Source organism: Serratia sp. G204Y (genome assembly GCF_051172435.1).
Taxonomy (GTDB): Bacteria; Pseudomonadota; Gammaproteobacteria; order Enterobacterales; family Enterobacteriaceae; genus Serratia; species Serratia sarumanii.
Genome location: NZ_JBPIZA010000003.1, coordinates 258990 through 282014, shown reverse-complemented (window position 1 = coordinate 282014; position 23025 = coordinate 258990). Strand labels below are relative to the sequence as shown.

General features: G+C 59.8%; 22 protein-coding genes. 3 read left to right on the top strand and 19 right to left on the bottom strand.

The window, feature by feature from the left end:
• Nucleotides 1–308: 308 nt before the first annotated feature.
• Genes hemG through pepQ form a run of 4 tightly spaced genes read right to left on the bottom strand, consistent with a single transcriptional unit; the run spans nucleotide 309 to nucleotide 4304 of the window.
• Nucleotides 309–842, bottom strand: a complete 534-nt coding sequence (hemG, locus tag ACSBQQ_RS18335; RefSeq protein ID WP_033636714.1) for a menaquinone-dependent protoporphyrinogen IX dehydrogenase — start codon at nucleotides 840–842, stop codon at nucleotides 309–311.
• 29 nt (nucleotides 843–871) lie between these two features.
• The gene (gene trkH, locus ACSBQQ_RS18330; RefSeq protein WP_004934492.1) at nucleotides 872–2323 is read right to left on the bottom strand and encodes a Trk system potassium transporter TrkH; all 1452 of its coding nucleotides are present in this window, start codon (nucleotides 2321–2323) and stop codon (nucleotides 872–874) included.
• Between the two features lie 35 nt (nucleotides 2324–2358).
• Nucleotides 2359–2973 (bottom strand): IMPACT family protein, encoded by a 615-nt coding sequence (locus tag ACSBQQ_RS18325; protein ID WP_033649682.1) that lies wholly within the window; start codon nucleotides 2971–2973, stop codon nucleotides 2359–2361.
• Nucleotides 2973–4304, bottom strand: coding sequence for a Xaa-Pro dipeptidase (pepQ, locus tag ACSBQQ_RS18320; protein ID WP_039568033.1), 1332 nt, complete (start codon nucleotides 4302–4304; stop codon nucleotides 2973–2975). The genes ACSBQQ_RS18325 and pepQ overlap by 1 nt, the downstream gene beginning before the upstream one ends.
• Before the next feature lie 429 nt (nucleotides 4305–4733).
• Here pepQ and fadB point away from each other — a divergent pair, with 429 nt between their 5' ends.
• Nucleotides 4734–6923: a fatty acid oxidation complex subunit alpha FadB gene (gene fadB, locus ACSBQQ_RS18315; RefSeq protein ID WP_039568036.1), complete on the top strand. Its 2190-nt coding sequence runs from the start codon at nucleotides 4734–4736 to the stop codon at nucleotides 6921–6923.
• Between the two features lie 10 nt (nucleotides 6924–6933).
• Complete coding sequence (fadA, locus tag ACSBQQ_RS18310; RefSeq protein ID WP_025304928.1) at nucleotides 6934–8097, top strand: acetyl-CoA C-acyltransferase FadA; 1164 nt, start codon at nucleotides 6934–6936, stop codon at nucleotides 8095–8097.
• 172 nt (nucleotides 8098–8269) lie between these two features.
• Here fadA and fre read toward each other — a convergent pair whose 3' ends face one another.
• The 3 genes from fre to pepE form a co-directional block, all read right to left on the bottom strand.
• Nucleotides 8270–8971 (bottom strand): NAD(P)H-flavin reductase, encoded by a 702-nt coding sequence (gene fre / locus ACSBQQ_RS18305; RefSeq protein WP_004934474.1) that lies wholly within the window; start codon nucleotides 8969–8971, stop codon nucleotides 8270–8272.
• 50 nt (nucleotides 8972–9021) lie between these two features.
• On the bottom strand, nucleotides 9022–10518 hold the full coding sequence (ubiD, locus tag ACSBQQ_RS18300; protein ID WP_025304926.1) for a 4-hydroxy-3-polyprenylbenzoate decarboxylase: 1497 nt from the start codon (nucleotides 10516–10518) through the stop codon (nucleotides 9022–9024).
• 86 nt (nucleotides 10519–10604) lie between these two features.
• On the bottom strand, nucleotides 10605–11330 hold the full coding sequence (gene pepE, locus ACSBQQ_RS18295) for a dipeptidase PepE (protein WP_060429100.1): 726 nt from the start codon (nucleotides 11328–11330) through the stop codon (nucleotides 10605–10607).
• A gap of 245 nt (nucleotides 11331–11575) precedes the next feature.
• Between pepE and rfaH the strand changes: the two genes are divergently transcribed.
• Nucleotides 11576–12064 carry a transcription/translation regulatory transformer protein RfaH gene (gene rfaH / locus ACSBQQ_RS18290; protein WP_039568044.1) on the top strand — a complete coding sequence of 163 codons (489 nt, stop codon included), beginning with the start codon at nucleotides 11576–11578 and terminating at the stop codon, nucleotides 12062–12064.
• A 45-nt stretch (nucleotides 12065–12109) separates the two neighbouring features.
• Here the strand turns inward: rfaH and hemB are convergent, their stop codons facing one another.
• From hemB to udp, 12 genes are all read right to left on the bottom strand, one after another.
• The gene (gene hemB / locus ACSBQQ_RS18285) at nucleotides 12110–13132 is read right to left on the bottom strand and encodes a porphobilinogen synthase (RefSeq protein WP_033649675.1); all 1023 of its coding nucleotides are present in this window, start codon (nucleotides 13130–13132) and stop codon (nucleotides 12110–12112) included.
• A gap of 14 nt (nucleotides 13133–13146) precedes the next feature.
• Nucleotides 13147–13929 (bottom strand): 3'-5' ssDNA/RNA exonuclease TatD, encoded by a 783-nt coding sequence (gene tatD, locus ACSBQQ_RS18280; protein ID WP_033649674.1) that lies wholly within the window; start codon nucleotides 13927–13929, stop codon nucleotides 13147–13149.
• A 53-nt stretch (nucleotides 13930–13982) separates the two neighbouring features.
• Entirely contained in the window at nucleotides 13983–14753 is a 771-nt protein-coding gene (tatC, locus tag ACSBQQ_RS18275; RefSeq protein ID WP_033649673.1) for a Sec-independent protein translocase subunit TatC, read from the bottom strand.
• Nucleotides 14754–14756: 3 nt separating this feature from the next.
• Complete coding sequence (tatB, locus tag ACSBQQ_RS18270) at nucleotides 14757–15314, bottom strand: Sec-independent protein translocase protein TatB (RefSeq protein ID WP_060388304.1); 558 nt, start codon at nucleotides 15312–15314, stop codon at nucleotides 14757–14759.
• A gap of 3 nt (nucleotides 15315–15317) precedes the next feature.
• Complete coding sequence (gene tatA, locus ACSBQQ_RS18265) at nucleotides 15318–15581, bottom strand: Sec-independent protein translocase subunit TatA (RefSeq protein WP_033636704.1); 264 nt, start codon at nucleotides 15579–15581, stop codon at nucleotides 15318–15320.
• Between the two features lie 80 nt (nucleotides 15582–15661).
• Complete coding sequence (ubiB, locus tag ACSBQQ_RS18260; protein ID WP_033655130.1) at nucleotides 15662–17293, bottom strand: ubiquinone biosynthesis regulatory protein kinase UbiB; 1632 nt, start codon at nucleotides 17291–17293, stop codon at nucleotides 15662–15664.
• Nucleotides 17290–17898 carry a ubiquinone biosynthesis protein UbiJ gene (gene ubiJ / locus ACSBQQ_RS18255; protein ID WP_033636702.1) on the bottom strand — a complete coding sequence of 203 codons (609 nt, stop codon included), beginning with the start codon at nucleotides 17896–17898 and terminating at the stop codon, nucleotides 17290–17292. The genes ubiB and ubiJ overlap by 4 nt, the downstream gene beginning before the upstream one ends.
• Nucleotides 17899–17911: 13 nt before the next feature.
• Entirely contained in the window at nucleotides 17912–18667 is a 756-nt protein-coding gene (ubiE, locus tag ACSBQQ_RS18250; protein ID WP_060429099.1) for a bifunctional demethylmenaquinone methyltransferase/2-methoxy-6-polyprenyl-1,4-benzoquinol methylase UbiE, read from the bottom strand.
• Nucleotides 18668–18745: 78 nt separating this feature from the next.
• Nucleotides 18746–20293, bottom strand: a complete 1548-nt coding sequence (gene rmuC / locus ACSBQQ_RS18245; RefSeq protein WP_033655131.1) for a DNA recombination protein RmuC — start codon at nucleotides 20291–20293, stop codon at nucleotides 18746–18748.
• A gap of 140 nt (nucleotides 20294–20433) precedes the next feature.
• Nucleotides 20434–20964, bottom strand: coding sequence for a DedA family protein (locus ACSBQQ_RS18240; protein ID WP_033649669.1), 531 nt, complete (start codon nucleotides 20962–20964; stop codon nucleotides 20434–20436).
• Between the two features lie 79 nt (nucleotides 20965–21043).
• Nucleotides 21044–21826 carry a tyrosine-protein phosphatase gene (locus ACSBQQ_RS18235; protein WP_033636699.1) on the bottom strand — a complete coding sequence of 261 codons (783 nt, stop codon included), beginning with the start codon at nucleotides 21824–21826 and terminating at the stop codon, nucleotides 21044–21046.
• A 129-nt stretch (nucleotides 21827–21955) separates the two neighbouring features.
• On the bottom strand, nucleotides 21956–22717 hold the full coding sequence (udp, locus tag ACSBQQ_RS18230; protein ID WP_004934432.1) for a uridine phosphorylase: 762 nt from the start codon (nucleotides 22715–22717) through the stop codon (nucleotides 21956–21958).
• Nucleotides 22718–23025 lie beyond the last annotated feature (308 nt).

Here is a 23025-nt window from a genome sequence, read left to right as displayed (position 1 = left end):
TTGATATTTTTTTGCATCCGAAGATGCTGGATATCGTCTTGTGGAGTGCCCACACAGATTGTCTGATAAATTGTTAAAGAGCAGTGCCGAGAAACTCATCGGCGCGGGCTGCGTATATTACGCTTTTAGCCCGGAGAGTCAAGCGTTTATTTCGCTGTCTTCTCGCTGACCCGGCGGCTTGTCAGTCGTTGTTCCCGGTCAGTGGAGGCGCATTATAGGGAGTTCTCGGCAGGCCGCAACCCCTAAATGCAAAAAACTTTTCAAGCGCGGATTTTTTCGGCAAAACGCTGGCCAAACCCGCGTTTTTGTCACTTTTCGTACGGGATCTGGCTAAATTCCTGGGCGAAACGATCGACCTGCTGCCAATCGGTGTACTCCACTTCCTTACTGGTATCCGTTTCACCACCCGTCATACGCATAATAAATTGAATCATGATGCGGTCGAACCAGCGATAGCGCGGATAACGCAATGCGCCGGCAAACACCGCGCACTGTTTTGGCTGCCACGGCGAGGCCAGCAGAAACTTGCGGGTATAAGCGTTGGTTTGCGGCGAGCGCTTTTCCGGTTTGCGCGCCGTCAGGTTCACGGCAAAGAACGCGCTCGGCATTCGATTCAGCTGCTCGGCATGACGTTTGACGAATTTATCCAGCGCCGGGTTAAAGTGCCCGTAACGGATAGAAGCACCGATCATCACCAGCTGATACTGATTAAGGTCGACCTGTTCCGCCTGCAGCAGATCGATCACCTCACAGCGCAGCGTATCCTGCAATTTGCTTGCTATATAAGAAGCGATAGCACGTGTTTGCCCGTCACGGCTCGAATAAAGTATCAATGCCTTCATGGCGTACTCCTTATATCAGGATATCAGGCTCACTCACGCCAGAAGGTTGGCGTGAACAGCACCAGCAATGTAAACACTTCCAGGCGCCCGAACAGCATCGTCACCACCAGGATCCACTTGGCCGCCGCCGGCATCGTGGTGAAGTTATCCGCCACTACGCCCAGGCCGGGGCCGAGGTTATTCAGCGTTGCCGTCACTGCGGCAAACGCGGAGAAATCATCAACGCCGGTAGCAATGATCGCCAGCATGCTGACGATAAACACCAGCGCATAGGCGGAGAAAAATCCCCACACCGCCTCCAGAATGCGTTCCGGCAGCGCGCGGTTGCCCAATTTGATGGTATAGACCGCGTTAGGGTGCACCAGCCTTTTCAACTCGCGCGAGCCCTGCAGGTACAACAGCAGAATACGGATCACCTTCAGGCCGCCGCCGGTCGAGCCGGCGCAGCCGCCGATGAATGCCGAACACAACAACAGCATCGGCAGGAACAGCGGCCACTTGGCGATGCTGTCGGTCGTAAAACCGGCCGTAGTCGCCATCGATACCACCTGGAAGAACGCCTGATTGAGCGTTTCCATACCGCTCTTATAGACGCCATGTCCCCAGAGCACCAACGTGCACACCACCACCAGCGTCAGCTGGACGAAGATGAACATGCGGAATTCAGGATCGCGCCCGTATACCTTCAGACTGCGGCCGCTGAGCAAAGCGAAGTGCAGGCCGTAGTTACAGCCGGAAATCAGCAGGAACACGGCGATGATGGTGTTGATGGTCGGACTGGCGTAATAACCGATACTGGCGTCGTGGGTAGAAAAGCCGCCGATGGCGATGGTCGAGAAACTGTGGCCGATGGCATCGAACACCGACATTCCTGCTCCCCAGAGCGCCAGCGCACAGGCTACGGTCAGCAACACATAGATTAGCCACAGGGTTTTGGCTGTTTCGGCGATGCGCGGGCGCATCTTGTTATCTTTCAGCGGCCCGGGCATTTCCGCCCGATACAGCTGCATGCCGCCGACGCCGAGTATCGGCAGTATCGCCACCGCCAACACGATGATCCCCATGCCGCCCATCCATTGCAGCATTTGGCGATAGAACAGAATGGCCTTCGGCAGCGAATCCAGTCCCACCAGCGTCGTCGCACCGGTGGTCGTCAGCCCCGAGAAGGATTCAAAGAAGGCGTCGGTCAGCGACAAGTTGGGCCGTTCAGAAAACAGGAACGGCAATGCCCCCACGCTGCCCAGCACGGTCCAGAACAGCACGACGATCAGGAAGCCTTCGCGGGGTTTCAGTTCGTGTTTCTGTTTGCGGTTCGGCCACCACAGCATCAGACCGATGGTCAGCGCCACGAAGAAGGTTTGGCTGAACGCGCGCCCCGCCCCATCGCGGTAAATCAATGCCACCAGGCCGGGAATAAACATCGTCCCGGAGAACAGGATGACCAGCAGACCAACGATACGGGTTATGGCGCGAAAATGCATTTCAGCACGATCCTTAGCAATTCAATTGGGAGGAATTATTGCGAAATGGGGGTTAATTGCAAATTACCGCGACTAAGATCACGCAATTTATTCCCAAACAGCTCGACCTCCGTGGCCGGCAACGCCAGATGCAGCACGACGGCGGCGCCGTATTCGCCCTGCAGGATCCGACCTGCGGTTTGCTGCAGCAAGTTCTCCACCAACGCCAACTGCGCATAGTCGCACTGCAAGATATATTCGGCTTCCGGCACCTTTTGAGCCAACGCCAGCTGCTTCAACGCCTGTTGAACACCGTTGCCATAGGCTTTCACCAATCCGCCGGTGCCCAACTTGACGCCGCCGTAGTAACGAACGACCACGGCGGTCACTTCCCCGATGCCGCTGCCCATGAGCTGCGCGAGGATCGGTTTGCCGGCGGTACCCGACGGCTCTCCGTCGTCGGAGAATCCCAGCTGCTGCGAGTCATCGGGGCTGCCGGCGACGAAGGCCCAACAATGGTGCCGCGCCGCCGGGTGCTCATCCCGCACCTGCTGAATAAACGTCTTTGCCGCTTCTACCCCGCTGGTCGGCGCCAGCAGGGTGATAAAACGGCTCTTCTTTATTTCTTCGGTAAAGCAGGTTGCTTCCGCCGGTATCGGATACGGCCGCATCAGGCCAGGTTCAGATCGCGCGTCATGTTCTCGATGCGCTTTTCGTGGATTACGATGTTGTCTTCGATGCGGATGCCGCCATACGGCTTCAGCGCATCGATGCGATCCCAGGCGAAGTGCTGCTTGAACTCACCGCTGCGGCACGGCGCCAACAGAGACTCGATGAAGTACAGACCCGGCTCGATGGTCAACACCATGCCCGGCTGCAACACGCGGGTGCAACGCAGGAACGGATACTTGGCCGGCGCCGCCAGATGGGTGCCTTGCTCGTCCTGCATAAAGCCGGCGGCGTCGTGCACCTGCAGGCCCAGCGGGTGGCCCAGCCCGTGCGGCAGGAACGGCGTAGTGATGCCCGTTTCAACCATCGCCTCTTCGCTGAGGCCGTTCACCAGCTTGTGATTCTTGAGCAGCTTGGCGATGCGCTGGTGCATCTGCACATGGTAGTCGGTATAGCGCACGCCGGTTTTGATGGTGTCGATCAGCGCCAGCTGTTCACCGTTGAGATCTTTCACCAGATGGGCGAATTCGCTGCCGCTTTGCGCCGCGTAGGTGCGGGTCAGATCGGCGGCGTAGCCGTTGTATTCCGCGCCGGCGTCGATCAGGAAACTCAGGGATTCGGCCGGCGGCTGATGATCCAGCTTGGTGTAGTGCAGTACCGAAGCGTGTTCGTTCAGCGCCACGATGTTGTCGTAAGGCACGTCGGTATCGCGGTGGCCTGTCGCCGTGAGGTAGGCCAGATTGATGTCGAACTCGCTCATGCCGGAGAGGAAGGCTTCATGCGCCGCACGATGGCCGGTTACCGCCGTCTTCTGCGCTTCGCGCATGCAGGCCAGCTCATAGCCGGTTTTGATCGAACGGTGGAAATCCAGGTAGTTCAACACCGCTTTCGGGTTGATGTTTTCCGAAGGGATGCCGAGATCGCGGGCGCGCTGTTGCGCATAACCGATATAGCCCACGCGCTCGCGCTGCGGCGGAAGCTGCTGGGCGATAGCGTCGGCGTTGGCCAGCGGCATCAATTCAAGGGATTTGGTCCAGAAACTGTCCGGCAGCGGCTCTACACTGTGCCAGTAGTCAACCGGGGAGTAGAACCACAGCTTCGGCTTGTTGACGCCATCAATCCACAACCAGCAGTTCGGCACCGACGTCACCGGCACCCAGGCTTTGAAATGCGCGTTCACTTTGAACGGATAGCTATGGTCGTCCAAAAATACCTTTTGCAGTTCACCGGAGTGAATCAGCAGCGCATCCAACTTGTTGCGCTCCAGCACTTCGCGCGCGCGTTTTTGCAGCTCTGCCAGGTGGTCGTTATACAAAGAAGCCAGCGTTTCCATCACATTACCCTTATGCCTTAGCACGAAAGAAGTCATCTTAACACAGCGCTCCGGCGCACCAACCTCATCGCGTTGGGCATGCGGAGCAGCTCGCAATTCCCGGCAAATGCCGTTACATCCGCAGTTTAACCTTAGCCAGCCGAGTGCCATCTTCAGCCCCGCATCGTCGTCGCCATGACACCAGCCGCCTTATTCAGCCTAACCTCACCTGAATGATAAATCGCCGCTGGCAAGTGTATGAAGACCGACAACCGCCAGCAAATGCCGATAGCACATAAAATATAACTTCGTTTTAAATCAAAACGCTAACTTGGTGAGATGTGATCAGACCAGCAAATATGCAATCTCTCATTTGCATATTTTTAACATAAAAACCACACTCCTCATCATCTGGTCATACCAGATCATACGCTGATTCAGGAGATAGACATGCTCTACCAAGGCGAAACATTACAACTGCACTGGCTCGATAACGGCATCGCCGAGCTGGTGTTCAACGCACCGGGCTCGGTCAACAAGCTGGACACCCGCACCGTCGCCAGCCTGGGCGAAGCGCTCACCGTGCTGGAAAACCAGCCTGAGCTGAAAGGGCTGCTGCTGCGTTCCTCCAAAGCCGCGTTTATCGTCGGCGCCGATATCACCGAATTCCTTTCTCTGTTCGCCGCACCGGCTGAAAAGCTGCAAGAGTGGCTGGTGTTCGCCAACAATGTCTTTAACCGGCTGGAAGATTTGCCGGTGCCGACCATTTCGGCCATTAACGGCTATGCGCTCGGCGGCGGTTGCGAATGCATTCTGGCGACCGATTTCCGCGTCGCCTCACCGGACGCGCGCATCGGCCTGCCGGAAACCAAATTGGGCATCATGCCGGGCTTCGGCGGTTCCGTCCGCCTGCCGCGCCTGCTGGGTAACGACAGCGCGCTGGAAATCATCGCCGCCGGCAAAGACGTCAGCGCCAAAGAGGCGCTGAAAGTCGGCCTGGTGGATGCGGTGGTGGCACCGGAAAAACTGGCCGAAGCGGCGCTCAACATGCTGCAACAGGCGATCGACGGCAAGCTGGACTGGCGCGCCGCGCGTCAACCTAAGCTGGAGCCGCTGAAACTCAGCCCGATTGAAGCGGCGATGAGCTTCACCACCGCCAAAGGCATGGTGCTGCAGACCGCCGGTAAACATTACCCGGCGCCGATGACCGCGGTGAAGACCATTGAAGCCGCCGCCAAGCTGGGCCGCGATGAAGCGCTGAAACTGGAAACCGCCAGCTTCGTGCCGTTGGCGCGTTCCAACGAAGCGCGCGCGCTGGTCGGCATCTTCCTCAACGATCAGTTCGTGAAGGGCCAGGCGAAAAAGCTGGCCAAGAATGTGGATGCGCCGAAACAGGCGGCGGTGCTGGGCGCCGGCATCATGGGCGGCGGCATCGCTTACCAATCGGCGCTGAAAGGCGTGCCGGTGATCATGAAAGACATCAGCGACAAGTCGCTGACGCTGGGCATGAGCGAAGCGGCCAAGCTGCTCAATAAGCAACTGGAACGCGGCAAGCTGGATGGCCTGAAAATGGCACAGGTGCTGTCGACCATTCAGCCGACGCTGGACTACGCTGGTATCGAACGCGCGCAGGTGATCGTCGAAGCGGTCGTCGAGAACCCGAAAGTCAAAGCCGCCGTGCTGTCGGAAGTGGAAACCCTGATCGGTGAGGACACCGTGCTGGCGTCGAACACCTCGACCATTCCGATTAATCACCTGGCAAAATCGCTGAAGCGCCCGCAAAACTTCTGCGGCATGCACTTCTTTAACCCGGTACACCGCATGCCACTGGTTGAAATCATTCGCGGCGAACAGACCAGCGATGACACCATCGCCAAGGTGGTGGCCTACGCTAGCCGCATGGGCAAAACGCCGATCGTGGTGAACGACTGCCCGGGCTTCTTCGTCAACCGCGTGCTGTTCCCGTATTTCGCCGGCTTCAGCCTGCTGCTGCGCGACGGCGCCGACTTCCGTCAGATCGATAAAGTGATGGAAAAACAGTTCGGCTGGCCGATGGGCCCGGCCTACCTGCTCGACGTCGTGGGCATCGACACCGCGCATCATGCGCAGGCGGTAATGGCCGCCGGCTTCCCGGATCGCATGAGCAAAGACTACCGCGACGCCATTGACGTGATGTTCGACAACCAGCGCTTCGGTCAGAAAAATCAGCTGGGCTTCTACCGCTACAGCCAGGACAGCAAAGGCAAACCGCGCAAGGACAACGACGAGCAGACCGATGCGCTGCTGGCCGAAGTGAGCAAACCGCGCCAGACCATCAGCGACGAAGAAATCATCGCGCGCATGATGATCCCGATGATCAACGAAGTGGTTCGCTGCCTGGAAGAGAAGATCGTCGCCAGCCCGGCGGAAGCCGATATGGCGTTGGTCTACGGCATTGGCTTCCCTCCGTTCCACGGCGGCGCGTTCCGCTACCTGGATACGCTCGGCACCGCCAACTACGTTGAGCTGGCCCAGCGTTACGCACACCTCGGCGCCCTGTATCAGGTGCCGGCCGGTCTGCGCGCCAAGGCCGAACGCAATGAAAGCTACTACCCGGTGGCGACACCGCTGTCCGACGTCGCTACCCGCCAACCGGCATGAGGTCATAAAGATGGAAAACGTAGTTATTGTTGATGCCGTACGCACGCCGATGGGCCGCTCCAAGGGCGGCGCCTTCCGCCAGGTGCGCGCCGAAGATCTCTCCGCTCACCTGATGCGTGAAGTGCTGAGCCGCAACCCGGCGCTGGACGCCGCCGAGATCGATGATATTTACTGGGGCTGCGTACAGCAGACGCTGGAACAAGGCTTCAACATCGCCCGCAACGCCGCGCTGCTGGCCGAGATCCCGCACCGCGTGCCGGCGGTGACCGTCAATCGCCTATGCGGCTCTTCGATGCAGGCGCTGCACGACGCGGCGCGCGCCATCATGGTTGGCGACGCACACGTCAGCCTGATCGGCGGCGTGGAACACATGGGCCATGTGCCGATGAACCACGGCGTGGACTTCCATCCGGGGCTGAGCCGCAGCGTGGCCAAAGCCGCCGGGATGATGGGGCTGACCGCCGAAATGCTGGCCAAGATGCACAACATCAGCCGCCAGATGCAGGATGAGTTCGCCGCCCGCTCCCACCAGCGCGCGCATGCGGCGACGCTGGCGGGTTACTTCAAAAACGAGATCATACCGACCAACGGTCACGACGCCGATGGCGTGCTGACCCGTTACGATTTCGATGAAGTCATTCGCCCGGAAACCACCGTCGAAAGCCTGTCGGCCCTGCGTCCGGCGTTCGATCCGGTCAACGGCACCGTCACCGCCGGCAGTTCTTCCGCCCTGTCGGACGGCGCTTCCGCCATGCTGCTGATGAGCGAATCGCGCGCCAAAGCGCTCGGTTTGAAGGCCCGCGCCCGCATCCGCTCGATGGCGGTCGTCGGCTGCGATCCTTCCATCATGGGTTACGGCCCGGTGCCGGCCAGCAAGCTGGCGCTGAAACGCGCCGGTCTGAGCGTGCAGGACATCGATCTGTTCGAGCTGAACGAAGCGTTCGCCGCCCAGTCGCTGCCGTGCATCAAGGATCTGGGGCTGATGGACAGCATCGACGACAAGATCAACCTGAACGGCGGCGCCATCGCGCTCGGCCACCCGCTGGGGTGTTCAGGCTCCCGCATCTCGACCACCCTGTTGAACAACATGGAACGTCGCGACGCGCAGTTCGGCCTGGCGACCATGTGCATCGGCCTGGGTCAGGGCATCGCCACCGTCTTTGAACGCGTTTAGCTGTGTCTATCTTGGGATGACCGCGTCACCACTTCAAATCGCGGCATCCCGCCAAGTTTAGTTGCCGTTCTTCCCGCCTGTCAGGGGCGGGTTTTTTATGCCTGACGTTTGCCAGCGCCCAAATAATAACGGGGCGACCCTCGGCCACCCCGTTCACTGCACATCGCATCGGTCAGATAAACGAAAACGCGTCGCCGAACATATGCGCTTCCAGCGCGCCGCGCTCGGCGCAGAAACGCTCACGGGCGATTTTCGCCATCTCGAAACGCCCGGCGATATAGATGTCGTGCTCCGCCAGCGTGCCGAAATCCTGCAGCACCGCGCTGAGCACGGTGCCGCTGCGGCCGCGCCATTCGGCTTCCGGCTGCTCGACCACCGGGATCACCTTCAGATTCGGATGCTGCAACGACAGCGCTTCCAGCTCGCTCAGATCGTACAGGTGCTTCAGCTCACGCCCGCCCCAGTAGATAGAAATATCGCGATCGGGCTGCTGCTCCAACGCGGTCAACAGGATTGAACGCGCATAAGAGAAACCGGTGCCGCCGGCGATCAGCACCAGCGGACGGCTGCCTTCTTCCCGCAGCCAGGCGTCGCCGTGCGGCACGTCGACGGTGATCGCCTGCTCTTTCAGGATGCGATCCATCACCGCCATGGCGTACAGATTCAGCTCCGAAGCGCCGATGTGCAGCTCAATGTAATCTTGCTGCGTCGGGGTTGATGCCAGCGAGAACGGACGCTTGTCGCGCTCGTCCATCACCACCATCAGATATTGCCCTGCCTTGAAAGAAAACGGCTGCTCAGGCACCAGACGTACCCGATAAACCGTATCGGTAATGGCCTCTACCGAGGTCACTTTACAGCTCAATATTGTCATGCGTTCCCTCTGTCGGGTCATCAATGCAAAGCTGAGAACAGGGCCTGACGCTACAGCGTCGGTTCCCTGTCACTGAAGATTGCGAGCTCATCCCAGATTTCGTCGACGCGCGCACGTACCTTTTCATCCATCTGAATCGGACGGCCCCATTCGCGATCGGTTTCACCCGGCCATTTATTGGTGGCGTCCAGCCCCATCTTCGAACCCAGGCCGGAAACCGGCGAGGCGAAGTCCAGATAGTCGATCGGCGTATTCTCCACCAGAACGGTATCCCTTGCCGGATCCATTCGTGTGGTGATCGCCCAAATCACGTCGTTCCAGTCGCGCGCATTAACGTCGTCATCGCAGACGATAACAAATTTGGTGTACATAAACTGCCGCAGGAACGACCAGACGCCCATCATCACGCGTTTAGCGTGGCCGGCGTACTGTTTCTTCATGGTCACTACCGCCAGGCGGTACGAGCACCCTTCCGGCGGCAGATAGAAATCGACGATTTCCGGGAACTGCTTTTGCAGAATCGGCACGAACACTTCATTCAGCGCCACGCCCAGGATCGCCGGCTCATCCGGCGGCCGGCCGGTGTAGGTCGAGTGGTAGATCGCGTTGCGGCGCTGGGTGATGTGGGTGACGGTGAACACCGGGAACTGGTCGATTTCATTGTAGTAACCGGTGTGGTCGCCGTAGGGGCCTTCCGGCGCCATTTCACCCGGCTCGATATAGCCTTCCAGCACGATTTCAGCGCTGGCGGGCACTTCCAGATCGTTGGAAAGGCACTTGACCACTTCGGTTTTATTGCCGCGCAGCAGCCCGGCAAAAGCGTATTCAGACAGGGTATCCGGCACCGGCGTCACCGCGCCGAGGATGGTGGCGGGATCGGCGCCCAGCGCCACCGCAACCGGGAAACGCTCGCCGGGGTGCGCCTGGCACCACTCCTGATAATCCAGCGCGCCGCCGCGATGCGACAGCCAGCGCATGATCACTTTATTCTTGCCCAGCACCTGCTGGCGATAGATGCCGAGATTTTGCCGTTCCTTATGCGGGCCGCGGGTCACCGTCAGCCCCCAGGTGATCAGCGGCGCGGCGTCTTCCGGCCAGCAGTGCATCACCGGAATACGGCCCAGATCGACGTCCTCGCCCTGCCATACCTGCTCCTGACAAGGCGCGGATCCCAGCACCTTGGTCGGCATGTTCAGCACCTGCTTGAACTTCGGCATTTTGTCGAACAGATCGCGGAAGCCTTTCGGCGGCTCCGGCTCTTTGAGGAACGCCAGCAGTTTGCCGACTTCGCGCAGCGCGCTGATGTCTTCCTGCCCCATGCCCATCGCTACGCGATTGGCGGTGCCGAACAGGTTGCACAGCACCGGCATGTCGTAGCCTTTCGGGTTTTCAAACAGCAATGCCGGGCCGCCCGCCCGCAGGGTGCGATCGGCAATCTCCGTCATTTCCAGGTAAGGATCGATCGGCTGGCTGATGCGTTTTAGTTCCCCTCTCTTCTCCAGCAACGAGAGGAAATCGCGTAAGTCACGGTATTTCATGCTGATCATTATAACGGCCAGTGGGGAGGGCATTATAAGCCCTCTTCACGGTTGTTGCTGCAATTTTGTTAACGCCGCCCGCCATCGGGTGGCCCTCAGCCGCAGTTGAACGGCACCAGCGCAGCCAGCGCACGCGTATCCTGATATTCGCGTGCCTCCTCGCCGTGGCGGAACACCTTGAAGCCCTGCCCGTTGGCGCTGAAGTAACGCAGCTCGTTGCCTTCAACGTGCAGCAGGCTGCCTTCACGCAACGCCACCACCGATTCGCTCGGGTTGATCGCGCAGAACTCCGCCAGGCGCTCGTCACGGGTTTCGCCCATGTGGCCGCTGATATGCGCGTCGATGTAATGCGGGTTGATTTGCACCGGGAACAGCCCCAGCGCCGGCAGCACCACGCTGCAGCGCACCGGCATATCATTGGTGGTGCGAATGCTCGGCGTGGCCACGTTGCAACCGGCGCTCCAGCCGACGTAAGGCACTTCACGCTCGCGCACCGCGCGCTGGATGGGCACGATCAGGCCTTGCTCGTGCAGCATTTGGTTCAGCAACCAGGTATTGCCGCCGCTGACCAAAATGCACTCCGCCTGCGCGATCGCCGCCGCCGGCGAAGCCGCGTGATGGATACTGATGACTTCAATGCCCAGCGTTTGCGCCAGCTCCTGCGCACGCTGGTCGTAGTCGTAACGGATCAGCGCATAAGGGATAAAGACGGCGGATTTGATGCCGCGACGCGCAATCATCGCCAGCAGTTGGCTTTTGGCATACCCCAGCAGCTCGGCTTCGCCAGACAGCTTGCCGTTGCTCAACAGAAACAGCTCCATTTATCTTCCCTCGATCAAAAACGATGAATAGCGTCACAGCCGGTGGCGCAACGCCTTGCCATACTGTGACGGTAACAAATTTTTAGCCCTCTGTTATACCAGCGCCGTATCGATAAGTGTGTGACCCCTCGCTAATAGCCGCATATTCATAGAGATAGGTGATGTTACACGCTGAAACTTGCATCACTATGTATCCGGAAGCGCTTTTGATATGCTTACCGGCTGGCAGAAAGGCATGTGAAATTATGGAATCCTGGTATCTACTTTATTGCAAACGCGGTCAGCTGTTGCGGGCGCAGGAACATCTGGAACGGCAGCAGGTAAACTGCCTCAGCCCGATCATCACGCTGGAAAAGATCGTGCGCGGCAAGCGTATCGCGGTCAGCGAACCCCTGTTTCCCAACTATCTGTTTGTGGAGTTCGACCCGGAGCGCATTCACACCACCACCATCAGCGCCACCCGCGGCGTCAGCCACTTCGTGCGCTTCGGCGCGCTGCCGAGCGTCATCCCGAACAAGGTGATCGATGAGCTGCGCACGCATGCCAGCGAAACCTATGTCGATCCGGAAACCCCGCAGCCGGGGGATACCGTCCTGATCGTCGACGGCGTGTTCGAAGGGCTGCAGGCGATCTACACCGAGCCGGACGGCGAGGCCCGCTCCATGTTGTTGCTGAACCTGATCAACAAACAGGTCAGCCAAAGCATCGACAACCGACAGTTCCAGAAGATGTAATGCAAAAGGCGCCCTCAGGCGCCTTTTTGTTGGCTCATTTCACGCTTAGCGACGCATCGCGTCGTCGTGCAGCCACTGGGCGACACGCTTGGCGAAGTAGGTCAGCACGCCGTCGGCGCCGGCGCGTTTGAAGCACATCAACGACTCCATCACCGCAGGCTGCTCCTGCAGCCAGCCGTTCTGAATCGCCGCCATATGCATGGCGTACTCGCCGGACACCTGATAAGCGAAGGTTGGCACGCCGAAGGTATCCTTTACGCGGCGCACAACGTCGAGGTACGGCATGCCCGGTTTCACCATCACCATATCCGCGCCTTCCTGCAGATCCTGTGCAATCTCCTGCAGCGCTTCATCGCTGTTGGCCGGATCCATCTGATAGGTCTTCTTGTTGCCACCCTTCAGATTGCCGCTGGAACCCAGCGCATCGCGGAACGGGCCGTAGTAACAGGAAGCATACTTGGCGGAGTAGGCCATAATCTGGGTATTCACCAGACCCTGCAATTCCAGACGATCGCGGATCGCCCCGATGCGGCCGTCCATCATGTCGCTCGGCGCCACGATTTCCGCGCCCGCTTCGGCATGGGAAAGCGCCTGACGCACCAGGATGTCTTTGGTCACATCGTTAATCACATAACCCTGCTCATCGATTACCCCATCCTGCCCGTGCGTGGTGTAGGGATCGAGCGCTACGTCAGTCAGAATGCCCAGCTCAGGCACCGCGTCTTTCAGCGCGCGCACCGTGCGCTGCACCAACCCTTCCGGGTTATAGGCTTCTTCCGCATGCAGCGATTTCAGACCTGGCTCAATCACCGGGAACAGGGAGATCACCGGCACGCCGAGTTTGGCGATGGTTTCCGCTTCCTTGACCAGCAGATCGATCGTCATGCGCGATACGCCCGGCATCGAGGCCACTTCTTCCTGACGGTTGCTGCCTTCCATGACAAACACCGGATAAATCAGGTCGTTGACCGCCAGTTGGTTCTCGGCCACCAGGCGGCGGCTGAAGTCATGACGGCGCACGCGGCGCATACGGCGACCAGGGAAGGTGCCCGGAAATGCATAGCTCATAGTTTTCTCCTAGCTCAAACCAGCCGGAATAGCCGGCGGGCGTTCTCATCGGTTTTTTGCCCCAGCCATTGCGGCTCTTCCTGTCGCCAGACGGCGACCTGATGCACGATATGGGGCAGGAAACAGGGTTCGTTGCGGCGAGATGCGGGTTTAGGCTGTAAATCCCGGGGCAACAGATAAGGGGCGTCAGTTTCCAGCAGCAGACGCTCGGCCGGGATCTGCGGCAACAGGGCGCGCAATTCCAGGCCGCGCCGCTCATCGCAGACCCAACCGGTAATCCCGATCGACAGGCCCAGCGACAGGCAGCTTGTTAATTCTTCGGCGGTGCCGGTGAAGCAGTGCACCACGGCCGCGGGCAGTTTATCCAACCACGGCGTCAGTAGCTCGGCAAAACGTGCGTGTGCGTCGCGGCAGTGGAGAAACACCGGCAGCGCCAACTCCGCCGCCAGCGCCAGCTGCGCGGTGAACGCCGCTTCCTGCTGCGCGGGCGTCGAGAAATTGCGGTTAAAATCCAGGCCGCATTCGCCGATCGCCGCCACTTCAGGGCGCGCGGCCAACGCATAAATCTGCTCGGCGGTGTGTTCATCCCAGCCGCTGGCGTAGTGCGGATGCACGCCGGCGGTAGACCAACAGTAGCCCGCATATTGCCGCGCCAGTTCGGCGGCCTCGCAGCTCTCCGCCAGATCGGTGCCGGTAATCAACATCCCCGTCACGCCCGCGGCGCGGGCGCGTTCCACCACCGCCTGGCGATCTTTGGCGAATTGGCTGCTGGTGAGATTAACGCCGATATCAAACATAGTTTTTTCCAAAGCAAAAGCCGCCCAGTGGGCGGCTTAGCAATCAATGTGGATCATGAGGCTGGGGGTTCGTCACCCTCGTCTTCTTCTTCCGCTTGCGGACGACGCTTGCCGGTATAGAAGCGAGCGAAGAATACCCCCACTTCAAACAACAGATACATCGGTATTGCCAACAGGGTTTGCGAGAACACGTCCGGCGGCGTCAACAGCATGCCGACCACAAACGCGCCGACCAATACATACGGCCGTTTCTTCTTCAGATCTTCCGGCGAGGTGACGCCACTCCAGCACAGCAGAATGATGGCGACCGGCACTTCGAAGGCGACGCCGAACGCCATAAACAGCGCCATGACGAAATCGAGGTAGTTTTTAATGTCGGTCGCAATGGTCACCCCCATCGGCGCGGTCTTGGCAAAGAAGCCGAAGGCCAGCGGGAACACGATGAAGTAGGCGAAGGCCATGCCGAGGTAGAACAGCAGGCTGCTGGATACCAGCAGCGGCATCATCAGGCGGCGTTCATGCTTGTACAGAGCCGGCGCGATGAATGCCCACACCTGATACAGAATCATCGGCGCGGAGACAAACACCGAGACGATCATGGTCAGCTTGATCGGCGTAAAGAACGGTGACGCCACGTCGGTGGCGATCATGCTCGCCCCGGCCGGCAACTGCTTGAGCAGCGGTGCAGAAACCAGCTGGTAGATGTCGTTGGCGAAAAACACCAGCACCACGAACACCGCCAGCACGCAAATAATCGAGTTCAACAGCCGCTTGCGCAGCTCTATCAGATGACTGATAAGGGGTTGGGTATCTTCAACAGCCATGTATTAACGATCGCCACTAGGTTGGTGAGACGCTGGGGTTTTATCCGCAACAGGTTCGACAGGTGCCGGCGCGTTTTCCACCGGTGCTTTAGCCGGTTGCGCCGCCACGGGCGCAGCCGCAACGGCCTCAGGCTCCGCTGCCGGTTTTGGCACGGCGGCGGGCGCGCTGGCGCGGGTTGCCACTTCCGCCGGCGTCACGCCGTCGTGCAAAGCTTCCGGATCGGTGATCTGCAGGTTATGAATGGTGTTCGCCAGCTCTTCTGTCTCGCCCCGGTAGGTGCGTTTCAATGATTCCGCCGCGTCTTTCAGCTCATCCATCGATGCCTTCAGTTCCGGCGTCAGGTTCTGCAGGCCGGCCTGTTCGGCTTTTTTCAGGCTGTCCTGCAGCTCCTGTAGCTTCAGTTCCTGAGACAGTTCGTGCTGCACCGAGGCCGCCAGCGAGCGCAGCGCGCGGATCCAGCCCGACACCGTTCTGACCGCGACCGGCAACCGTTCCGGCCCCAGAACAATCAGGCCGATCACCAGCACCAGCAGCAGCTCACTAAACCCAATGTCAAACACGGTTTATACCTGCTCTTTGTTCTTCGACTCTTCCGGTTTCACTTCCGGCTGCTTATCGGTAATAGGCTTGGCCGCGAAGTCAGCGTCATCCAGGCTGCTTTTTTCAGCCGTGTTGGGGTTCGACGGCGTATCGTCGCCGATCGCCTTTTTGAAGCCCTTGATCGAGGCGCCGAGATCGGAGCCCAGCGTGCGCAGTTTTTTGGTGCCGAACAGCAGCACCACGATCACTGCGATGATCAACAATTGCGTAATACTAATACCGCCCATTTCAATTACCTCTAATTTTAAAGGGTCTTTTAAAGCCAGCCCGCATTATAGGCTCGGCCTTACCAGAGTAACGAATTAAATCAGGTGGTTCGCTTCCAGCCAATCACCCAGCATACGATGCCGGCGGCCATCATCCAGGCGGGAAACACCTCGATTTGCCCCAGCAGCAACAGCGTACCGCTTACTAACAGTGTAGCGCCAACGCCGAACAAATAACGTGACTGCCCCTGACGAACCCGCTGAGCCTGCATTTGGTTGGTCAGCTTATCAACGCTTTGTTGCAACAGTTTATGCTGTTGCAGGCTGTCGTAAAACAGCTCGGGCAGTTCGGGCAGCTTCTCCGCCCAGAACGGCGCTTTCTCTTTCAGCGCGCGCACCACGGCAGGAATGCCGACCTGATCGCGCAGCCAGCTCTCGAGGAACGGCTTGGCGGTAGTCCACAGATCCAGCTGCGGGTAGAGCTGGCGCCCCAACCCTTCAACATACAGCAAGGTCTTCTGCAATAACACCAGCTGCGGCTGCACTTCCATATTGAAGCGGCGCGCAGTGTTGAACAGGTTGAGCAGCACGTTGCCGAAGGAAATTTCCGCCAGCGGCTTCTCGAAAATCGGCTCGCACACGGTGCGAATGGCGAATTCGAAGTCTTCCACGTTGGTGTCGCGCGGCACCCAACCGGAGTCGACGTGCAGTTCCGCCACCTTGCGGTAATCGCGGTTGAAGAAGGCGATGAAGTTTTCCGCCAGATAGCGCTTGTCATCCTTGTTCAGCGAGCCGACGATGCCGCAGTCGATGCCGATATAGCAAGGATCTTCAGGATGTTCGTAGCTGACGAAAATATTACCGGGATGCATGTCCGCATGGAAGAAGCTGTCGCGGAATACCTGGGTAAAGAACACCTGGACGCCGCGTTCCGCCAACAGTTTCATGTTGGTGCCCTGCCGTTCAAGCGTGGCGATGTCCGAGACCGGAATGCCGTAGATGCGTTCCATCACCAATACGCTTTCACGGCAGTAGTCGGAATAAACTTCCGGTACGTACAGCATCGGGCTGCCGTCGAAATTGCGGCGCAGCTGAATGGCGTTGGCCGCTTCGCGCAGCAGGTTCAATTCGTCCAGCAGGGTTTTCTCGTACTCGCGCACCACTTCACGCGGGCGCAGACGGCGGCCGTCCGGCAACAGCTTCGGCACCCAGCCGGCCAATCGGTACATCAGCCGCACGTCGGCCTTGATGATCGGCCCGATATCCGGCCGGATCACCTTCAGCACCACTTCCTGGCCGGTGGTTTTCAACCGCGCGGTATGCACCTGCGCGATCGAGGCAGAGGCCAGCGGCTGCTGGTCGAAATCGTCGAACCAGGTTTCCAGCGGGCCACCCATCGCCAGCTCGATATGTTTACGCGCCAGCGCGCCGTCGAAAGGCGCCACCCGATCCTGCAGCAACGTCAGCTGATCGGCAATGTGCGGCGGAAACAGATCGCGACGGGTCGACATCATCTGGCCGAACTTGATCCATACCGGCCCCAGCTCCTGCAGCGCCAGCCGCAGACGTTCGCCCAGCGGCTTGTCCTTGTGCCGATTAGGCATCCAGAACAGCAGACGGCGGCCAAAGCGCAGCGGCAGCGTCAAACGCATTTTAGGGATCAGTTCGTCCAGCCCATAGCTGAGAAAAACGCGGACGATAAAATACAAACGGCGCAGTTCGCCTGGGGTCATCGCTTGCCCTCCAACTTGTCCATGCGGGCAAACAGCGCTTCCGCGCTGCGGGCGAGAGCATCAACTTCTTCGTTGAACCACACCACTTCCAGCGGCCCCGGTGCCAGGCGCCACTCTTCCGTCAACGTCTCCGCCATGTCCTGCTGCCGGCGCATAAAGCCGGCTTTCAGCAGCGAGGCGCCTTTTCCCAGCGCCTGCGTAATGCCCTGGGCGGCGATATCGCCGATGTAAGGCGCCAGCCACTCCGCCGGATCCCACTCCGCCAGATCGAGCAGGCCAACCAGCTGTTGCACCACCTGAATATCGCCTTCCACCGTCAATTCGCCGCTGCGCATCAGCACCGGCAACTGCTGGCGATCGCGCAGCTTCAGTAAGACGGGAATGCGGCTGCGCACCGTGCAATCGGCGCTGTCTTCGGACTGCCCAAGCACGTCTACGCGCAGTTCGCTGAACACCAGCACCAGCGGTGAAGCCAGCTCTTCCAGTTCGATGCGCAGCACCTTGCCCGCCAGGCGTTGGCGAGCGGCTTTCATGCTGCGATCGCGAAACAGCAGGTTATTCAGCGAGGTTTCCAGCGCAGCGGTCAGCAGAGGGGTAAACAGCATCGGCATCTCCCTCTCAGAACTTGAAGCCGCGATGCAGGGCGACAATCCCACCGGTCAGGTTGAAATAGGTGACGTTTTCAAAACCGGCGTTGCCCATCATGCCCTTCAGGGTTTCCTGATCGGGGTGCATGCGGATCGATTCCGCCAGGTAGCGGTAGCTGTCCGGATCTTTCACCACCAACTCGCCGATCTTCGGCAGCACGTGGAAGGAGTAGGCATCGTAAGCCTTGCTCAGCGGCGCCAGCAGCGGCTTGGAGAACTCCAGCACCAGCAGGCGGCCGCCCGGCTTGAGCACGCGGAATATCGAGCGCAGCGCTTTGTCTTTGTCGGTGACATTGCGCAGGCCGAAGGAGATGGTGATGCAATCGAAGTAATTGTCCGGGAACGGCAGCGCTTCGGCGTTGGCCTGCACGTAATTGATGTTGCCGACGATGCCGCGATCGCGCAGTTTCTCGCGCCCCATCTTCAGCATCGAATCGTTGATGTCCGCCAGCACCACCTGCCCCTGCTCGCCGACCATGCGGGAGAACTTGGCGGCCAGGTCGCCGGTACCGCCGGCCAGATCCAGCACGCGCTGCCCGCGGCGCACGCCGCTGCAGTCAATGGTGAAACGCTTCCAGATACGGTGGATGCCGAACGACATCAGGTCGTTCATCACGTCATACTTTGCCGCTACCGAATGAAAAACGTCCGCCACCATGGCCTGTTTTTCGTCTCTAGCGACGGTGCGAAAACCGAAATCGGTGGTTTCCTGCGGTTGATCTGCCATTGTCCTGCCTGCTATTCAGTCAATTTTGTGTGGATGAGTGTACCAGAAGCTCGGAGAATACCCCACCTCGCCACGGCCTCAGCCGTGCGAAACGAAGCCCGGTTCCCCGGCGGTATCGTCATCGTCTTTCGTCTGCGGCAGCGCGGCGACATCGTCGTCGTTCGCCTCTTCCGCTTCATCGTGTTGCGCGCCGGCTTGCTGCGCCAGCAGCGGGTTTATCGGCCGTTTGACCTCAACCCCCAGCGCGCGGAAACCTTCAATTTGGCCGATAAGATTACCACGGCCTTCGCTCAGTTTGTTCATCGCCTGACGATAACTGCCCTGCGCCTTGTCCAGGCTCTGCCCCAGCGCGGACATATCGTCCACGAACAGCCGCATCTTGTCATACAGTTTCGCCGCGCGATCGGCGATGCGCTGCGCGTTCTGGCTTTGATGCTCATAGCGCCACAGGTTGGTGATGGTGCGCAGCGCCACCAGCAACGTGGTCGGGCTGACCAGCATGATGTTGTGCTTGAGCGCTTCGCTGATCAGCTCCGGTTCGCGATCGATAGCCAGCAGGAAGGCGGGCTCGACCGGAATGAACATCAGCACATAGTCCAACGAGCGCAGCCCCGGCAACTGCTGATAGTCCTTGCGGCCCAGCATGCGAATGTGGCCGCGCAGCGAGGCGATATGTTCGCTCAGCGCCGCTTCGCGCTCCACCTCGTCTTCACCGTTGAAATAGCGCTCGTAGGCGATCAGCGACATCTTGGCGTCGATCACCACGTCCTTGCCCTGCGGCAGGCGCACGATCACATCGGGCTGCATGCGGCTCTGGTGATCCACCCGCACGTTGACCTGCGTTTCATACTCGTGCCCTTCGCGCAGGCCGGAAGCCTCCAGCACCCGGCTCAGCACCACCTCGCCCCAGTTGCCCTGCGTCTTGTTATCGCCTTTGAGCGCCTTGGTGAGGTTGATAGCTTCGCGCGCCATCTGCGCGTTCAACTGCTGCAGATTGCGTATCTCGTGCGTCAACGTGTGGCGCTCCCGCGCCTCCTGGCCAAAACTGTCCTGCACCTGCCGGCGGAAACCGTCCAGCTGTTCACGCAGCGGCAGCAGCAACCGATCCAAGCTTTGCTTATTTTGCTCGTCCACCTTGCGGCCGCTGTGTTCAAAAATGCGGTTGGCGAGGTTTTCAAACTGGGTGGTGAGGCGCTGTTCGCTGTTGATAAGCAGGCGCTGCTTCTCTTCCGCCGCCATACGCGTCTCTTCCAGACGGATAGTGACTTCGCGCAGCTCGGCCTCCTGCGCGCTGTTGACCTCGCGCTGGGCGCGCAGCTCCTGATTAAGCAGTTCACATTCGTTGCGCCAATGGTTGAGCTGTTGCAGCTTTTCATGCCCGGCCGCCAACTGGCTGTGCAGGTTGCGTAGCTCCAGCTCGCTCTGCCGCAGCTGCTGCTCGTGGCGCTGCAGAGCCTCTTGCCGCGCCGCAGTTTCCTGCTGCGCTTGCTGCAACGCTTGCTCCAGCAACCGCAGTTCGGTTTCATGTTGCGCATTCGCCTGCTGCACCCGCAGACTGGCGATCAGCCACCCCAACAGCATGCCGATCGCGACACCGCCAATCCCATAAATCAGACTGGTATCCACCCTGCCTCCTGTTGCACCTTGCCGTTCCGGCGTTTCGCACGCCCATTGCCCGTCACGTTAAGGGGAGGCTGTATGGATGTCCAGCCTGATTTTGCCCGCCGAGCACAATATTGCGCGGCGCTGCGCAATTTAGCGAGAAATCAGCCCAGCCACTGGCTGAGCCACTTGATGCCGAATGCCCCCGGCGCCAGAATGCCGAACGCCCAGATCATCGCCGACGTGACGTTGGCTAACTGGAAATAACGCTGCGGCATGCCGCAAATGCCGCCCACCAGCGGCACCACGGCGCGCAGCGGGCCGAAGAAGCGGCCGATGAAAATGCCCAGCACGCCCCAGCGTTCAAAGAATGCGTGGCCGCGCACCAGCAGCTGCGGATTGCGCGACAGCGGCCACATATGGGCCACGCGATCCTGATAGTGATAGCCGATCCAGTAAGAGAGCCAGTCGCCGAAAAACGCCCCGACGGCGGCGGCGGCCCAAATCGGCCAAAAGGCGATGCCGCTTTCGCCGATCAGCGCGCCCAGCGCCAGCAGGATCACCGTGGCCGGCAGCAGCAGCGACAAAAACGCCAGCGACTCGCCGAACGCCAGGAAGAAGATGATGGGAATGGCCCAGCCTTCGTGCTGACGCACGACGTCGCTGACCCAGTTGATAACGTCATTGAGGCTCAATGCGGGGCTCCTGATACGCGATAATTCGCCGCCTAGGATAGGCCGGGGCGAGTTAAACCCCGGCTAAACGCGCGGCGATTTACTCGAGGTAGAACGCCTGCAGCGCTTCGCGCTGGGCTGCGCCCAGGCCGTATTCCGCTTCCAGCCAGCGATCGGTGGAACCGTATTGCTGACGGATGCAGCCCAACGCCGTCATCAGGAACTCCTCGCGCGCGCTGAGCACGTAGGCGAATTGCTCCAGCGCCGCCGCATTCAGCTTGATAGACAGCTGATCCAGCATCTGCTCGCGGAAAGTGGCCAGCGTGGTTTCGGTCAGCAGATAGTCTTCCAGCACCGTCGCTTCGTCGGCCCCCAGCGCGAACAGCACCAGTGCCGAACCGACCCCGGTGCGATCCTTGCCGACCGCGCAGTGCTGCACGATGGCGCCGCCGCCAGGATTGCTCAACAGTTGCGCCAGCCGCTGATAGGCCGCATTGCCGAACGGCAGGCGGCGATACAGCTCCAGCATGAACGCGCGGGCGTCGAAGGCGGCCAGCGTCTCGTTGGTGAGCTTCTCCAGGTTTGCGTTGACTTCGCTGCTCAGCGGGTTGGCCGGCACATGGTGATAGTCGGCGCCACTCCACAGAATATCCGGCTTGGCCTGCACCTCGTCGGCATCGCGGTAGTCCAGCACCGAGCGCACCGGCACGCCGGCGAGAAAGGCGCAGTCGTTTTCCGTCAGCCGCTCGAGGGAACCGGAGCGGAACAGCAGGCCGCGCTTGATGCGGCGCCCGTCGGCCACGCCGTTGCCGCCGAAGTCGCGGAAATTGATGCCGCCGTCGAGCGGCGCGAGCGAAGGATGAAGCAGGATCTGGGCGGTCATAAACGTCCTCGTTGTTTTTGTTATGACAACGCGCGGCGGCCATCGGCGCAGCGCTGAGGAGTATCACCGTAACAGATTCGCCGCGAATGGAAAAACGGGCCGCGTCGGCGGCCCGTGGGGGAAAGGCGATTACAGCAGGCGGCGGGCGGCGTCCACCACGATCTGCACCGCTTTGCTTTCGGTGTTTTTCATGGTCTCGGCGTTCGGGATCTCTTGCTGGGTGCGGTTGACGATCACCCCAGCCACCATGCCGGCGCGCAGGCCCTGGCTGGCGCACATGGTCAGCAGCGTGGCGGATTCCATTTCATAGTTCATCACGCCCATCGCCTGCCATTCTTCCATCGAGCCTTTGAAGCGGCTGACCACACGGCCGGAGTAAGTGTCGTAACGCTCCTGGCCCGGATAGAAGGTATCGGAAGAGGCAGTCACGCCGATGTGCGTGGTGGCGCCGCTGGCCTTGGCCGCTTCCACCAGCGCGGTGGTGCAGGCGAAGTCCGCAACCGCCGGGAACTCCATCGGCGCGAAGTGCAGGCTGGCGCCGTCGAGGCGTACCGCCGCCGTGGTGACCAGCACGTCACCGACGTTGATGTTCGCCTGAATGGCGCCGGTGGTGCCGATGCGCAGGAAGGTGCGAATGCCCAGCTGCGCCAGCTCTTCCACCGCGATAGAGGTAGACGGGCCGCCGATACCGGTGGAGCAGACGATCACCGCCTTGCCGTCCAGCTCCGCGCGCCAGGTAGTGAATTCACGATGGGAGGCCAGATGCACCGGATTTTCCATCAGCTTGGCAATCTTCTCTACGCGCTGCGGATCGCCCGGCACGATGGCAAGCTGGGCCCCTTGTAAATCGTTCTTGGTGAGGCCGAGATGAAAAACGTCAGACTGAGACATACGAGACTCCTCATGGATCATGTTTATTGGGAGGAACAAAAAAGCACTCTACTGAAAATCGCCGCTTAATTTCGTGACAACAGTCACTATGAAAAGAGAAACAAATTACATGCTACATATTTTTTGTGATTTTTATCACAAAAAAAAAAGAACTATGACGCATCCGGAACGCGCCGCTAAACCTCAGTCTAGCCGACAAACTCGGCTGCTCCTCGCCCGTTGGTTGCCGGCTGAAACTATTTAGCTCATCAATCCGAAATAACCCCAACTTATCGGTTGCTTAGGGACAAAAAAGCCTTCTAACGCAC